Annotated in this window: 17 protein-coding genes; all 17 read left to right on the forward strand. The window is 66.6% G+C overall.

The window, feature by feature from the left end; translation table 11 throughout:
• The first annotated feature begins 3 nt into the window (after nt 1–3).
• The 17 genes from DIR46_RS25010 to DIR46_RS25080 all read left to right on the forward strand — a co-directional run bounded on the left by DIR46_RS25010 (nt 4) and on the right by DIR46_RS25080 (nt 14,418).
• Nucleotides 4–1,461: a type II and III secretion system protein family protein gene (locus tag DIR46_RS25010; protein WP_109347653.1), complete on the forward strand. Its 1,458-nt coding sequence runs from the start codon at nt 4–6 to the stop codon at nt 1,459–1,461.
• A 2-nt stretch (nt 1,462–1,463) separates the two neighbouring features.
• A complete protein-coding gene (locus DIR46_RS25015; protein WP_109347654.1) occupies nt 1,464–1,706 on the forward strand; it encodes a hypothetical protein in 243 nt (80 codons plus the stop codon).
• A gap of 17 nt (nt 1,707–1,723) precedes the next feature.
• A complete protein-coding gene (locus DIR46_RS25020) occupies nt 1,724–2,902 on the forward strand; it encodes a CpaE/TadZ family protein (RefSeq protein ID WP_109347655.1) in 1,179 nt (392 codons plus the stop codon).
• 28 nt (nt 2,903–2,930) lie between these two features.
• Nucleotides 2,931–4,319 carry a TadA family conjugal transfer-associated ATPase gene (locus tag DIR46_RS25025; RefSeq protein ID WP_109347656.1) on the forward strand — a complete coding sequence of 463 codons (1,389 nt, stop codon included), beginning with the start codon at nt 2,931–2,933 and terminating at the stop codon, nt 4,317–4,319.
• A 21-nt stretch (nt 4,320–4,340) separates the two neighbouring features.
• The gene (locus DIR46_RS25030) at nt 4,341–5,315 is read left to right on the forward strand and encodes a type II secretion system F family protein (RefSeq protein ID WP_109347657.1); all 975 of its coding nucleotides are present in this window, start codon (nt 4,341–4,343) and stop codon (nt 5,313–5,315) included.
• Between the two features lie 21 nt (nt 5,316–5,336).
• Nucleotides 5,337–6,266 (forward strand): type II secretion system F family protein, encoded by a 930-nt coding sequence (locus tag DIR46_RS25035; RefSeq protein WP_109347658.1) that lies wholly within the window; start codon nt 5,337–5,339, stop codon nt 6,264–6,266.
• 22 nt (nt 6,267–6,288) lie between these two features.
• Complete coding sequence (locus DIR46_RS25040; protein WP_109347659.1) at nt 6,289–6,591, forward strand: hypothetical protein; 303 nt, start codon at nt 6,289–6,291, stop codon at nt 6,589–6,591.
• A 219-nt stretch (nt 6,592–6,810) separates the two neighbouring features.
• Complete coding sequence (locus DIR46_RS26855) at nt 6,811–7,146, forward strand: hypothetical protein (RefSeq protein WP_162819639.1); 336 nt, start codon at nt 6,811–6,813, stop codon at nt 7,144–7,146.
• 165 nt (nt 7,147–7,311) lie between these two features.
• Nucleotides 7,312–7,893: a Pvc16 family protein gene (locus DIR46_RS25045; RefSeq protein WP_109347660.1), complete on the forward strand. Its 582-nt coding sequence runs from the start codon at nt 7,312–7,314 to the stop codon at nt 7,891–7,893.
• Nucleotides 7,890–8,711, forward strand: a complete 822-nt coding sequence (locus tag DIR46_RS27480; RefSeq protein ID WP_229446406.1) for a hypothetical protein — start codon at nt 7,890–7,892, stop codon at nt 8,709–8,711. Before DIR46_RS25045 ends, DIR46_RS27480 begins: the two co-directional genes overlap by 4 nt.
• Nucleotides 8,712–8,728: 17 nt before the next feature.
• Nucleotides 8,729–10,327, forward strand: coding sequence for a phage tail sheath family protein (locus DIR46_RS27485; protein ID WP_229446407.1), 1,599 nt, complete (start codon nt 8,729–8,731; stop codon nt 10,325–10,327).
• A 55-nt stretch (nt 10,328–10,382) separates the two neighbouring features.
• On the forward strand, nt 10,383–10,841 hold the full coding sequence (locus tag DIR46_RS25055) for a phage tail protein (protein ID WP_109347662.1): 459 nt from the start codon (nt 10,383–10,385) through the stop codon (nt 10,839–10,841).
• A 137-nt stretch (nt 10,842–10,978) separates the two neighbouring features.
• Nucleotides 10,979–11,482 carry a phage tail protein gene (locus DIR46_RS25060; RefSeq protein ID WP_229446408.1) on the forward strand — a complete coding sequence of 168 codons (504 nt, stop codon included), beginning with the start codon at nt 10,979–10,981 and terminating at the stop codon, nt 11,480–11,482.
• Nucleotides 11,483–11,486: 4 nt separating this feature from the next.
• Nucleotides 11,487–11,672 carry a hypothetical protein gene (locus tag DIR46_RS25065; RefSeq protein ID WP_109347663.1) on the forward strand — a complete coding sequence of 62 codons (186 nt, stop codon included), beginning with the start codon at nt 11,487–11,489 and terminating at the stop codon, nt 11,670–11,672.
• Nucleotide 11,673: 1 nt separating this feature from the next.
• The gene (locus DIR46_RS25070; protein WP_109347664.1) at nt 11,674–12,312 is read left to right on the forward strand and encodes a CIS tube protein; all 639 of its coding nucleotides are present in this window, start codon (nt 11,674–11,676) and stop codon (nt 12,310–12,312) included.
• Between the two features lie 2 nt (nt 12,313–12,314).
• Nucleotides 12,315–14,111, forward strand: a complete 1,797-nt coding sequence (vgrG, locus tag DIR46_RS25075) for a type VI secretion system tip protein VgrG (RefSeq protein WP_109347665.1) — start codon at nt 12,315–12,317, stop codon at nt 14,109–14,111.
• A 7-nt stretch (nt 14,112–14,118) separates the two neighbouring features.
• Nucleotides 14,119–14,418 carry a PAAR domain-containing protein gene (locus DIR46_RS25080; protein ID WP_109347666.1) on the forward strand — a complete coding sequence of 100 codons (300 nt, stop codon included), beginning with the start codon at nt 14,119–14,121 and terminating at the stop codon, nt 14,416–14,418.
• The last annotated feature ends 1 nt before the right edge of the window (nt 14,419 follow it).

Consider the following 14,419-nt stretch of genomic DNA (forward strand, 5'->3'; position numbering starts at 1 on the left):
GCCATGAACCAATCGTTCAACAAGACCCTGCTGGCTTCGAGCCTGACCCTGGCGCTGGCCATGCAGGCCGGCCTGGCATCCGCCGCTGACTGCATCGACCTGCGCAGCGACGCCGCTCCGCGCCTGGAACTGGTGCGCGGCAAGTCGGTCATCAAACGCTTCTGCACGCCGGCCAGCCAGGTCACGGTGGGCGACCCGAAGGTCGCCAACGTGGTGGTCCCGAACTCCGGTGAAGTGGTGATCGTGGCGCGCAGCGTCGGCACGACGAACCTGATCGTGTCCGGCCGCGACAAGCGGTCGACCGTGATCGACATCGCCGTCGGCCTCGATACCTTGGCCCTGCGCAGCCAGTTCGACACGCTGTTCCCGCAAGAGAAGGATGTGCGCATCGGCAGCAGCGGCAATGCCCTGATCCTGTCGGGCATGGTGAGCGACGCCGCCGTCGCCAGCCAGCTGGTGGAGCTGGCGACCGCCTTCCAGGCCGCCGCTGCGCCGTCCGGCACCGACGCAGGCGCCGGCGTTGGTGCTGCCGCAGGCAGCCCGTCGCCGTCCGGCGTCGGCGCTCCCCCGGCGGCGGCAGGCGGCGCATCGACCGCGTCCACCGGCGCCAAGGTGCTCAATATGCTGTCGATCGCCGCCCCGCAGCAGGTCATGCTCGAAGTGAAGATCGCCGAGGTGTCGAAGTCGCTGGTCGACCAGCTGGGCGCCAAGGCCGGCTACACCAAGACCAATGGCAGCTGGACCTACGGCGTGGTTTCGAGCCTGCTGAGCGGCGGCGCCGGTTCGATCGGCGGCGTCGGCACCGGCATCAAGGAACTGACGATCGACGGCGAGAAGCGCGACGGCCTGGTCAAGATCCTGGCCGAGCCGAACGTGATGGCCGTCAGCGGCCAGGAAGCGAGCTTCCTCGCCGGCGGCAAGATCTTCATCCCGGTCGCCCAGTCGTCCGGCGGCGGCACGCCGACCATCACGCTCGAAGAGAAGGAATATGGTGTCGCCGTGAAGTTCACGCCGACCGTCCTGGCCGGTGGCCGCATCAACCTGCGCGTAGCGCCGGAAGTATCGGAACTGAACCGCGAAGGCATCGGCATCTCGGCGGGCGGCAGCGGCAACGCGAGCGCGATCCTGCCGTCGTTCACCACCCGCCGCGCGTCGACCACGGTGCAGCTGCTGGACGGCCAGAGCTTCGCCATCGGTGGCCTGATCCGCAATAACGTGACCAGCAATATCAAGCGCTTCCCCTTCCTGGGCGAAGTCCCGGTGCTGGGCACGCTGTTTCGCAGCAGCGACTTCCAGAACGACCGCACCGAGCTGGTGTTCATCGTGACGCCGCGCCTGGCCAAGCCGATGGAAGCCGTGCCGGCGCTGCCGACCGACCACTACGTGCAGCCGAGCCGCACCGAGTTCCTGCTCGGCGGCCAGCATGAAGGCAAGCGCGCGACTGCCACTTCGAAGGAATGACCATGAAAACCATCCTGTGCGCCAGCCTGCTGGCTTCCCTGGGCATCCTGGCCGGTTGCGCCACCGACGGCCCGGCCACCAATGGCGACAGCGTGCGCGCGATGATCGCCAGCCAGGCCATGCCGCCGCAGCCGCGCGTGGAGCGGGGCAGCGACGCCCGCGCCGCCGTCGCGGCCTATGCCAATTACCAGAACTCGTACGTGACGCCGACCTCGCAGGGCGACGCCAGCGCCTTCGGTAAATAAGAGAGCAGAGAGCCAGCATGAAGATCGCAGTCCTTTCGCGCGACGAGCGCCACCTGATCGAACTGTCGCGCCAGTTGCGCGCGCGGCCGGGCAGCGACGAAGTCGACATGATCGCCGGCACCGCCGCGCGCCTGTCGACCATGGCCGACGAGGCCGTGCCCGACCTTCTGATCGTCGATGCGCCGCGCGCCGACGAAGGGGAGCTCGACCAGCTGGAGCGCCTGGGCCACCTGTTCCCGCGCATGGCCTTCATCGTGCTGTCCGAAGACCAGTCGCAGGACTTCCTGCTGCGCGCGATGCGTGCCGGCGTGCGCGAAGTGCTGGCGGCGCGTCCGCTGCCCGCCGACCTGGTCGCGGCGGTCGACCACGTGGCCGAGAAGCTCGGCAGTCAGGGCGCGGCCCAGGGCCGGGTGCTGGCCTTCATTTCGTGCAAGGGCGGCAGCGGCTCGACCTTCCTGGCCACCAACCTGGCCTATGCCCTGAGCGCCGGCGGCGCCAAGCGGGTGGCGCTGATCGACATGAACCTGCAGTTCGGCGACGCCTCGCTGTTCGTCTCGGACAGCAAGCCGCTGGCCACGCTATCCGATGTCGCGACCCAGATCCACCGCCTGGACCCGTCCTTCCTGTCCTCGAGCATGGTGAGTGTGACGCCGAATTTCAGCGTCCTGGCCGCGCCGTCCGACCCGGCCCACGCCAGCGACGTCAAGCCCGAGCACATCGACGCCATCATCAAGCTGGCGCGCCGCCAGTACGATTTCGTCGTGCTCGACGTCGGCCGCAGCCTGGACCCGGTCAGCATCCGCGCGCTGGACCATGCCGACACCATCTACCCGGTGCTGCAGACCACCTTGCCCTACATCCGCGACGGCAAGCGCCTGTTGACCGTGTTCCGCAACCTGGAATACGGCAACGACAAGGTCGAGCTGATCGTCAACCGCCACGACAACAACAGCGACATCCGGCTGAAGGACCTCGAGGAGGCGTTCGACACGACCCACCTGCGCACGATGCCGAACCACTACGACGCCGCCGCCAAGTCGGTCAACCAGGGCGTGCCGGTCACGCGCCTGGCGCCGGACAGCCAGCTGAGCATGGCCTTGATGACCATGGCGCGCGGCCTGACCGGCGAAGCCGAGCCGGTGCAGGGCGCGGGCCTGATGGCGCGCCTGTTCAAACGCAGGAAGAGCGACGTCTGACCGGCGTCCGAGATAGAGAACAACCGAGATGAACATGATGCCCCCATCCTCCCTGCGTGAACGCCTGGCCAGCATGAACGGCGGCGCCAGCACCGGCGTTGGCTCCGGCGCCGTCGCGCGTCCGGTCGCCCAGCGCGGCGGCCCGATCGACAACCGCGCCTACCACCAGCTCAAGGCCCGCATCCACGAGGCGCTGCTCGACCGCGTCGACCTGGAGAGCATGCAGCGCCTGAACCAGGACCAGATCCGCCAGGAGCTGCGCCTGCTGGTCGAGCGCCTGCTCGAAGAAGAGATGGTGGTCATCAACGACGCCGAGCGCAAGACGCTGACGCGCGACATCCAGAACGAGATGCTCGGCTTCGGCCCGCTGGAGCCGCTGCTGGCCGATCCGAGCGTGTCGGACATCCTGGTCAACACCCACAAGCAGGTCTACGTCGAGCGCCGCGGCAAGCTGGAACTGACCGACGTCACCTTCACCGACGACGCCCACCTGATGAAGATCATCGACAAGATCGTCTCGCGCGTGGGCCGCCGCATCGACGAATCGAGCCCGATGGTCGACGCGCGCCTGCCGGACGGCTCGCGCGTGAACGCGATCATCCCGCCGCTGGCGATCGATGGCCCCGTGATGTCGATCCGCCGCTTCTCCGCCGATCCGCTGCGCCTGGCCGACCTGGTCTCCTACGGCAGCATGACGGCCGACATGGCCGAGGTGCTGCAGGGGCTGGGCAAGGCCAAGGTCAATATCCTGATCTCGGGCGGCACCGGCAGCGGCAAGACCACCATGCTCAACGTGATCTCGGGCTTCATCAGCCACAGCGAACGCGTGGTGACGGTGGAAGACGCGGCCGAGCTGCAGCTGCAGCAGCCGCACGTGGTGCGCCTGGAAACGCGTCCCGCGAATATCGAGGGCAAGGGCGAGGTGAGCCAGCGCGCGCTGGTCAAGAACGCGCTGCGGATGCGCCCCGACCGCATCATCCTGGGCGAGGTGCGCGGTGAAGAGGCGATGGACATGCTGGGCGCCATGAACACGGGCCACGAAGGCTCGATGGCGACCATCCACGCCAACACTCCGCGCGACGCCCTGACGCGCCTGGAAAACATGATCAGCATGGCGGCGCCGAACCTGCCGCCGAAGGCCATGCGCCAGCAGATCGCATCCGCGGTCGGCGTCGTTGTCCAGGTCTCGCGCCTGACCGACGGCAAGCGCAAGGTCCTGTCGATCTCGGAAGTGACGGGGATGGAAGGGGAGGTGATCACGATGCAGGAGATCTTCACCTTCCGCCAGACCGGCGTGGCCGACGACGGCGCCGTGATCGGACAATCGAGCGCCACCGGCGTGCGCCCGCATTTCGCCGAGCGCCTGCGCACCTTCGGCGTGAACCTGGCGCCCCACATCTTCGAGCCGCGCTTCTGAGCGCGCCTTTCGAAAGCCGATATGGACACCACCTTCATCCTGTTCATCCTGATGCTGTTCGCGGCCGTCATGCTCCTGGTCTGGGGCGTGTACGCCGCCTGGCAGGCCAGCCGCGATCCCGAGGCCGAGCGCGTCGCCCGCCGCCTGCGCAGCGTCATCAAGAGCGACACCCGCCAGGAAGACGTCACCATCACCAAGGATCGCCGGCTGTCCGACAACCCCGATCTCGAACCGCTGCTGCGCCGCCTGCCGCTGGTGCTCCGCTTCGACCGCATGCTGGTACAGGCCGGCAGCGCCCAGCTGGTGGCCTCGCTGCTGGCGGTGTGTGCGGCCTGCTTTGGCGCCGGCCTGGTGGCCGCACTGGCGCTGCGCCTGCCGTTGCCCGCGGTGCTGGGCTGCGCTGTTGGAGCGGCCGGCCTGCCGCTGTTGCGCCTGCTGCGCGCGCGCGACCAGCGCATGGTGCGCTTCGAGCGCCAGCTGCCCGAGGCGCTTGACATGATGGGCCGCGCGATGCGCGCCGGCCATGCCTTCCCGACCGCGCTCAAGCTGGTGGCCGACGAAGTAGCGGCGCCGCTGGGCGAGGAATTCAAGACCGCCTTCGACGAAGTGAACTTCGGCGTTTCGATGGCCGATGCACTGAACAACCTGGCGCAGCGCGTGCCGAGCATGGACTTGCAATACTTCGTGGTCGCGGTGCTGATCCAGCGCGAGAGCGGCGGCAACCTGACCGAGCTGCTGACCTCGATCTCGGGCATCGTGCGCGACCGCCAGAAGCTGGCCGGCCAGGTGCGCGTGCTGTCGGCCGAAGGGCGGATCTCGGCCTGGGTGCTGTGCCTGCTGCCGTTCGGCGCCGGCATCATGATGTACGCGGTCAATCCGGAAACGATGGGCGTGCTGGTGAACGATCCGGTGGGGCGCCAGCTGACAGGCGCGGCGCTGGGCATGATGGCTTTCGGCGTGCTGGCGATCCGCAAGATCGTGCGCATCCGCATGTAAGAACTTTCAGGATTCAAGAAAATGACGATGCCTCAAATCGTGATGCTGGCGGCGATGTTCGTGCTGGTGTTCGGGATCGCCGTGGCGGCCATGATGCTGCTGACGCGTGACCCCGTGAAGGCGCGCCTGGTGGCGCTCGACGAGCGCGACACGCCACGGGCCGGCCGCGCCGAGGGCTGGCGCGAGCGCCTGGCGCGCCTGGCCGAGCCACTGGCCAGGCTGTCGGTGCCGGCCGAAGGCTGGGAAACCTCGCCGGTGCGCCTTCGCTTCATCAACGCCGGCTGGCGCGCGCCGTCGGTGCCGGGCCTGTTCCACGCCGGGAAAACCGCGCTGACGATCGGCCTGCCGCTGATCGTGTATATCGCGCTGCCGCACCATAACGAGCGGCCGCTGGTGCTGACTTTCCTGTACCTGGTGGGCTCGGCCGCCATCGGCTACTACGTGCCGGACATCGCCCTCAAGCGCCGCATCGCCAACCGCCAGCGCGAGATCTTCGAAAACTTTCCCGACGCGCTGGACCTGATGACGGTGTGCGTCGAGGCGGGCCTGGCGATGGACGCCGCACTGGCGCGGGTCGGCAACGAGATCGGCCTGAAAAGCCCGGTACTGGCCGAGGAACTTCAGCTGGTGACGCTGGAACTGCGCGCCGGCAGCAGCAAGGAAAAAGCGTTGCGCAACCTGGCGCTGCGCACCGGCGTCGAGGACGTCGATGCGCTGGCCAAGATGCTGATCCAGGCCGAGCGCTTCGGCACCAGCATCGGCACCGCGCTGCGCGTGCAATCCGAACAACTGCGCACGCGGCGGCGTCAGCTGGTCGAGGAAAAGGCGGCGAAGATCGCGACCAAGCTGCTGTTTCCGCTGATTTTTTGTATCTTCCCGGCGCTGCTGGTCGTACTGCTGGGGCCGGCGGTGTTGCAGATCATGCGTTCGGTGATGACGGTGGCCACATGAGGCCAAGATAGATGATTTGTGAATGGCGATCATCATGGATCGCAATTTGATTTCTATCTTGAAGGGCGCATACTGGTGTCATACCAGTTCACATCCGAAAGAGAAGATCATGTCCACCCTGTCGCTTCGCCCAAGCCTCGCCGTCCAACTGTCGGCCTTTGCCGCCACCCTCGCCAACTTCGTGCGTGCCAAAGCCGCGCCTGGCGCCGTCGCCCGCAGCGCCGACGCGGGCGATGTCTGGGCGCTGTACCGCATGACCCGCGGGGCCGACGCCGTCTCGCCGGCAGTCGCCCGCCGCCTGGAGGCGCACGCGCAGTCGAAATAATCCACGTCGCGCCCAGTATGAACGCCCCGCCCAGAGCGGGGCGTTTTGCTTTGGCGGTCGCTTCTACCTCGGAAAAAAATAGTACGGTCGGGCTGATCAATAAGATTTTATGCGGGAGATATATGCAGTGACCGGCATAAGCAATCGACTTTCCTCGCGACTACCTGTCTCCATCAATTCGTTGCCAATAAATGAAGCTTCGTTATTGAAAAAGAATTTGTGGCGATATTGAATCTCCGAACTGGCCGCAAGAATGGTGAATATTCACCTCGATATTTCAATGCCGGCCGCTTTAATCTACATTCTCGTGACATTCTCACCGGCGAGGCGGCGGCGAATATCGAATCCAGGCGAATTCCGCAGGCCGCGGCCTGCCTTTCGCGCGTGGAGGATAGCCGAGCCAGGCCATCGCTGACAAGCTGTTTTTGGCAATCGGCGATAAAAAAATATCTGCAAAGTATGTGGAGTTTTTTTCTCGCAGCATGCATCATATTCACCTGTGCCATTGGTGATTCCATTCAAAAAGCGAGGTCTGTTGCTGTCGATCTTCATTGATTGTGGCATCGCTGTGGAATCCGGCTTGCCCGATAAACTTGGGTAGTAATTACATGATGCGGGGCCGCTTGTAATACAAGGGTCAAAGCGCACATACAGGGATGTCTTTCGGCAGGCGTCACGCGCTCGCCGGGGAATAATAACGGCCGTTTGTTCAGAAAGTATATGATTGACCGCGCAATCAGTCAGATAGCGGCGCAACTCAATGAATACCTGAGAGGCCTGCTCGGAACGTCCGAAGATATCGTCGTGGTCTCGAATCTGCTGGGCCCCGACGGCGCGCCGGCGCCGAACGTCAATAATCGGGTGATCCTGTTCCTGACCTCGATCGAGAGGGATACGCTGTCCCAGCGTCCGCCCGAAAGCCGCGGCATGGCGTTTTCCGGCTCCCAGCCCCTGTTTCTGAATATCTACCTGATGGTGGCGGCCAATTTCACGGGTGCGAACTATCCGGAATCCCTCAAATTCCTGTCGCTGGTCATCGGATTCTTCCATCGCCAGCCGGTGATCGATCACGCCAATTCGCCCGACCTCGACCAGCGCATCAGCAAGCTGGTGCTTGACATCGAGAATACCTCGCCCCAGGCCATGAGCAATATCTGGGGCGTGCTCGGCGGGCGCTACCTGCCGTCGGTGCTGTACCGCGTGCGCATGGTCGCCGTCGGCGGCGGCGACATCCAGGGCCGGATCTCTCCGGTCACCGCGCCGGATGCGGCCGCCAGCTATCGCCCGGCGGACACCCCATGAGCGCCTACCGCGAGTGGTTCCGCTTCGACGTCGAGCATGCCTACCATGGGGGGCGCTTCGGCGGCTGGCGCGCGCTGCCGGACGAGCCGACCGGCCGTCTGCTGAAGCGCGCCGGCGCCTTGATGCGCCAGGTGGAGGGCGGCGTCGTGGTGCTGGTTCCCGAGCGCGACTGGGACCTGCTGCCCGCGCAGGACGACGCCGTCCTGGTGTTCGAGGTGCGGGTCGACGATCCGTTGTTCGGCAGCTACACCTTCCTCCAGCCGGCGCGCGGCCAGGCCGTGCTGGCGGACGGCCGGCAGGCGGTGCGCGAGCCGTCTGGGGCGTGGCGCCTGCATGGCGGCGAGCTGCTGGGCGAAGAGGCGCTGGTGCCGGACCTGCCGCGCCGGCCCGGCGCGCCGCGGCCGGCGCTGTTGCTGCGGATAGACCCACCGGTGCCTTCGGCGCCGCCCGATGCCGCCGCGCCCGATGCGGCTCCGCGCTACGTCGTGCGCCTGGGCGCCGCGGCCAGCCACTGGAAGTATTACCTGATGGATGGACTCGCCGAGCGCGCGCTGTCGATCGTCGATCTCGACGACGAGGTGGAATTCAGGCGCGTCGATGGCGCCGGCCTGGATGGACGGAAGGCCGCCGTATTCGTGTCCGACCGCGCGCTTGCGCTGCGCGCGCGCTCGGCGCGCCGCTTCCAGCTGCGCGAGCTGGCGGCATTCGGCGACAAGGTGCTGGTGAAGAGATTGCCCGTGGCGTGCGCGGGCATCCGTCGCAAGGCGGAGGTCGATGGACACGCGGTGCTGGTATCGGAAATTTTTGTCAATTATTAACTTGCGGAGCTGAGGACGTGGCATACAAAACCCCTGGTGTATATATCCTAGAGAAGGACGCCTTCCCGAATTCGGTCGTGGAAGTGGCCACCGCCGTCCCGGCGTTCATCGGCCATACCGAAAAGGCCGACAACAAGGGCACGACGCTGAACCGGAAGGCGTGGCGCATCACGTCGATGACCGAGTTCATCGACTACTTCGGCGGTCCGCCGGCGGCGCGCTTCAACCTGGCCGAGGTCGACCTGAAGGATGCCGGCGACGACGACATCGTGGTGCCCGATCCGGCCAACCCGACCGGCCCGCGCAAGGCTTACCGCATGAGCCAGGACAGCGGCGCCTACCTGCTGTACTACAGCATGCAGCTGTTCTACCAGAATGGCGGCGGCCCCTGCTACGTGGTGTCGGTGGGCGGCTACGGCGACGCCATCGAGGCCGATCCGATCGTGGCCGGCCTGGACGTGCTGCGCAAGGAACAGGAACCGACCATGGTGGTCGTCCCCGACGCCATGCTGCTCAAGGGTACCGAGGACAGCCCGGGCGCGAGCGCGATCGCGGTGCAACAGGCCGTGCTCCAGCACTGCGGCGAAGTGATGAAGAACCGTTTCGCCATCCTCGACGTCTACGACGGCTGGCGCGACCGCAAGGATCCGGCCGGCGATCCGATCGCGAAGTTCCGCGATGCGCTGGGCGTGAACAACCTGCACTTCGGCGCTGCCTACTATCCGTGGGTCGACACGACCATCGTGCCGGAGACCGCGCTGAGCTTCCTGAACCTGAACGACAAGGGCCTGCTCAAGACCCTGCTCACGGCCGACATGAAGCTCGACCCGGCCAAGGCGCCGGTCGATCCGATTCCGCGCAAGGGCTTCGACGAGAAGGTGACGGCGGTGAACAACCTGGACGCCACCTGGGAGATCGACGGCCAGCGCTACCAGAACGACGGCGACATCGCCAAGGCTCAGCTGGACCTGCACCAGCTGCTGGCCAAGTTCAGCCCCCTGTACGCCAGCCTGATGGGCCGCCTCGCGCGCCGCCTGAACCGCCTGCCGCCGGCGGCGGCCATGGCGGGCGTCTACACCAGCGTCGACAACGGCCGCGGCGTGTGGAAGGCCCCGGCCAACGTCAGCCTGAATTCGGTGATCGCGCCGGTGGTCAGCATCAGCCACGCCGAGCAGGAAGACCTGAACGTCACCACCTCGGGCAAGTCGATCAACGCGATACGCGCCTTCATCGGTTCGGGCGTGCTGGTATGGGGCGCGCGCACCCTGGACGGCAACAGCCTCGACTGGCGCTACATCAACGTGCGCCGCACCATGATCATGCTCGAGGAGTCCCTGCGCCTGGCGATGGCCGCCTACGTGTTCGAGCCGAACACCGCCAACACCTGGGTCACGGTCAAGGGCATGGCGAGCAACTTCCTGACCGGTATCTGGAAGCGCGGCGGCCTGGCCGGCTCTTCGCCGAGCGACGCCTTCAGCGTGTTCTGCGGCCTGGGCGAGACCATGACGCCGGAAGACATCCTGGAGGGAAGGATGAACATGACGATCCTGGTCGCCCTGTCGCGTCCGGCCGAGTTCATCGAGATCACCTTCCAGCAGCAGATGCAGAAGTCGTAAGCCCGCAGGCCGCGACACCCAACCACCTTATTGAACATAGCATAGCGAGGATACGATGGCAGACGACGGCTCCGCACAATCCAAGAACCTGTGGCCGCTCCCCAAGTTCTATTTCGAAGTGAAATGGGACTCCGAAGTGATGTCCTTCCAGGAGGTCAGCGGCCTCCAGGTCGAGATGGAAGAGCTCAAGTACCGCGCCGGCGACAGCAAGTCGTTCGGCGTGATGAAGATGCCGGGCATGATGAACGTCGGTAACGTGACCATGAAGAAGGGCGTCTACAAGGGCGACAACAAGTTCTGGGACTGGTTCAACGAGATCAAGATGAACACCATCAAGCGCAAGCCGGTGACCATCAGCCTGCTCGACGAGACCGGCGCCCCGACCATGGTCTGGACCCTGCTCAACGCGTTCCCGATCAAGATCACCAGCACCGACCTGAAGGCGGAAGGCAACGAAGTGGCGATCGAGACCATCGAGATCGCGCACGAGGGCCTGACCATCGCCAACAGCTGACGGTGATCGCATGCCGACGATGCACGATGAAAGGGAGGCGGCGCGGTGACGGATGACGCCAGGATTCCCCTGCGCCCCCGCCGCCGCCCGGTCCCGCGCCGGCGCCGCGGTCGGTTCCGGCGGCGCGTGGCGGCGGCGTGACCGCCAGCAGCCTGCAGACGCAGATCCTGGCGCGCACGCTGCGCGCCGAGCAGGCCAATCTGCCGCCGGTCGCGTATTCGTTCCGGGTCGTGTTCGCCGAAAACGGCATGAGGGACGAGACCAGCTTCCAGGAAGTGTCGGGTATCGGCGGCGAGATGCAGGTCGAGGAGGTGATCGAAGGAGGGGAGACCCGTTTCGTGCATCGCCTGCCGACCGGCGTGAAGTACAAGCCGCTGGTGCTCAAGCGCGGCGTGGCGCCGGCCGGCTCGGCGCTGGCCAAATGGTGCCGCGCCACGCTGGAAGGCGGTCTCGGACGCCAGATCCTCACCGTACCGCTCACGGTCTACCTGCTCGACGAGGAGGGCAATCCGTTGCGCGCCTGGCTGTTCGCCGACGCCTATCCGACCCAGTGGGAGATCGGCAATTTCGACGCGATGAACAACGCGGTCGCGATCGAGACCATCACCCTCAGCTATACCTATTCCACCCGACTCCTGTAACGGCATGGCCATCGAAATACGCAATCTGTCGATCACGTCCAGGGTGTTCCAGCGCCAGGCGAAGCAGCCCGACGCCAACCGCGAGACGCCCGGCGAGCAGGACGATGGTGGCTACAAGCCGCCGTCGGACTGGCGCGTCGAGTGTCGGCGCATGATCCAGGAACTGCTCGAACTGCAGCGGGAGCGCTGACATGGCCGAGAAGGAACGCTTCAAGATCAGCAAATGGAACATCGTCGCCGGCAAGCCGGACGGCGCGCCGTTCCAGGCCATGCTCATTCCCTCGGGCTACGAGATCGCGCGCCAGGCCAGGGCCAGCAAGGATGGCGCCGCCGATGGCTGCATCGAAGAGACGCTGACGCTGGAAGACCTCGTGCTGGACGGCACCGGGGTGGTGGCGTCGTCGACCGGTGTGCCGCAGAGCGTCGAGCAGCAATTGGCCGACCTGCTGGCGATCGTCCAGATCAAGCGCATCGGCCAGACCACGGTCTACCCGATGGTGCAACTGGTGTGGGGCGCCCTGTACTTCGTGGGGCGTGTGCGGCGCGTCGGCACCAAGTTCACCCTGTTCGCGCCGGACGGCACGCCGCTGCGCGCGCGCGTGTCGCTGTCGGTCGAGGAGTACGTCCCGGCCAACAACACCAAGCCGGCGCGCGAAACCGCGGCCATGAGCCGCCAGCTCAGCGTCGACGCCGGCGTGCGCCTGCCCGAGCTGTGTTTCGCCGCCTACAACGACCCGGGCATGGCCGCCGCGCTGGCCCGCTACAACAACCTGACGTCGATGCGCAATGTCCCGGCCGGGACCACGCTCGCGACGCCACCGAAAGGCTGACGATGGCACAGTCCCCCCTCGATAATACCGACGGCGATTTGCAGGTGGAAGTCACCTGCGACGGCGTCGCGCTGCCCGACACGGCCCGGCTGCCGTCGGTCGAAATCACGCATGCGGTCAACCGCATTCCTTCCGCCCGCGTCGTGGTGCTGGATGACAGCGACGTCGCCGCCGACCTGCGCCTGGCGCTGAGCGACGGCGAGCTGTTCAAGCCGGGCGCCGCGATCGAGATCAAGGTGGGTCGCGGCGAGTCCGCCACCGACCTGGTCTTCAGCGGCATCGTCATCCGCCACGGCGTGCGCATCGGGCCATTTGGACGCAGCCGGCTGGTGGTCGAGTGCCGCGACAAGGCGATCAAGATGACGGTCGGCCGGCGCAGCGCCAATTTCGTCGACATGAGCGACGATGCGATCCTGTCCAAGCTGATCAAGGCGCACGGGCTCGATGCGGTCGTCGACGCCACCGCCGTCACCTACAAGGAACTGGTGCAGTACGAGGTCAGCGACTGGGACTTCGTGCTGGCGCGGGCCGAGGCCAACGGCCTGCTCGCGCTGGTCGACGCCGGCAAGGTGACGCTGGCCGCCCCCGCGACTTCCGGCGCGGCGGCGCTGGCGGTCCAGTATGGGCTCGACCTGCTCGCGTTCGACGCCGACATCGACGTCAGGAGCCAGCTGGCCGCGGTCGGCGGCGTCGCCTGGGATCCGTCCACCCAGGAGATAGTCGAGCAAAGCGCGGGCCCGGCGACGCTCAATCGCCAGGGCAACCTGGACGGCGCGACGCTGGCCGGCGTGCTCGGCCTCGACAACTACCGGCTGCAGTCGGCGGCGGCGGTCGACAGCGAAGGCCTCAAGGCCTGGACCGCCGCGCGCCAGATGCGCGCCGGCCTGGCGCGCGTGCGCGGGCGCATGCGCTTCGTCGGCAGCGCGCTGGCCAAGCCAGGCACGCTGCTGAGCGTGAGCGGCGTCGGCAAGCGCTTCGACGGCGACGCCTGGCTGGCCGGCGTGACCCACATGATCGCCGACGGCGACTGGACCACCGAGGCGGAATTCGGCCTGGCGCCCGAGACCCAGTCCGAGCGCGGCGAGCTGGCCGCGCCGCTGGCGTCCGGCCTGAACGCCGGCGTCTCCGGCCTGCAGGTCGGCGTGGTGATGAAGCTCGACGCCGATCCCGACGCGCAGTACAAGATCCAGGTCTCGCTGCCGGTCACCAAGGCCGAGACGGCCGGGGTCTGGGCACGCCTGGCTGGCCACTATGCGTCGAGCGGGATAGGGCACTTCTTCCTCCCCGAGATCGGCGACGAGGTGGTGCTGGGCTTCCTGAACGGCGATCCGTCGCATCCGGTGATCCTCGGCAGCGTGTACAGCAGCAAGCGCAAGGCGCCCTACGAGCCGACCGCGGACAACTTCACCAAGGCCCTGGTCACGCGCAGCAAGCTGAAAGTCGAGTTCGACGACGACAAGAAGTCGATCACGATCGCCACGCCCGGAAACAACACCATCGTGCTGAGCGACGACGCCAAGTCGATCGTGCTGCAGGACCAGACCGGCAACAAGGTGACGCTGGGCACGGGCGGCATCACCCTCGACAGTCCGAAGGACATCGCGATCACGGCCAAGGGCAAGATCACGCTCGACGCGGTCGGCAACGTCGCGCTGGAAAGCAAGGCCGACATCAAGCACGACGCCCTCAACATCGCCAGCACCGCCAAGATGGCCCTGACCGCCAAGGGTGCGGCCAGCGCCGAACTGTCCGCCAGCGGCCAGACCACGGTCAAGGGCGCCCTGATCATGATCAATTGAGGACGCCATGCCACCCGCCGCCCGTTTAACCGATATGCATGCCTGCCCCATGGTCACCCCCGGCTTGCCGCCCATCCCGCACGTGGGAGGGCCGGTGGTCGGTCCTGGCGTGCCCACCGTCCTGATCGGCAAGTTGCCGGCCGCCGTCGTGGGCGACGCCGCCGTCTGCGTCGGCCCGCCCGACAGCATCGTCAAGGGTTCCGCCACGGTGCTGATCGGCGGCCGTCCGGCCGCGCGCATGGGCGACAGCTGCGCCCACGGCGGCACCATCGTCATCGGCTATCCGACCGTCCTGATCGGGGGGTGAG

The sequence above is a fragment of the Massilia oculi genome (genome assembly GCF_003143515.1).
Taxonomy (GTDB): Bacteria; Pseudomonadota; Gammaproteobacteria; order Burkholderiales; family Burkholderiaceae_D; genus Telluria; species Telluria oculi.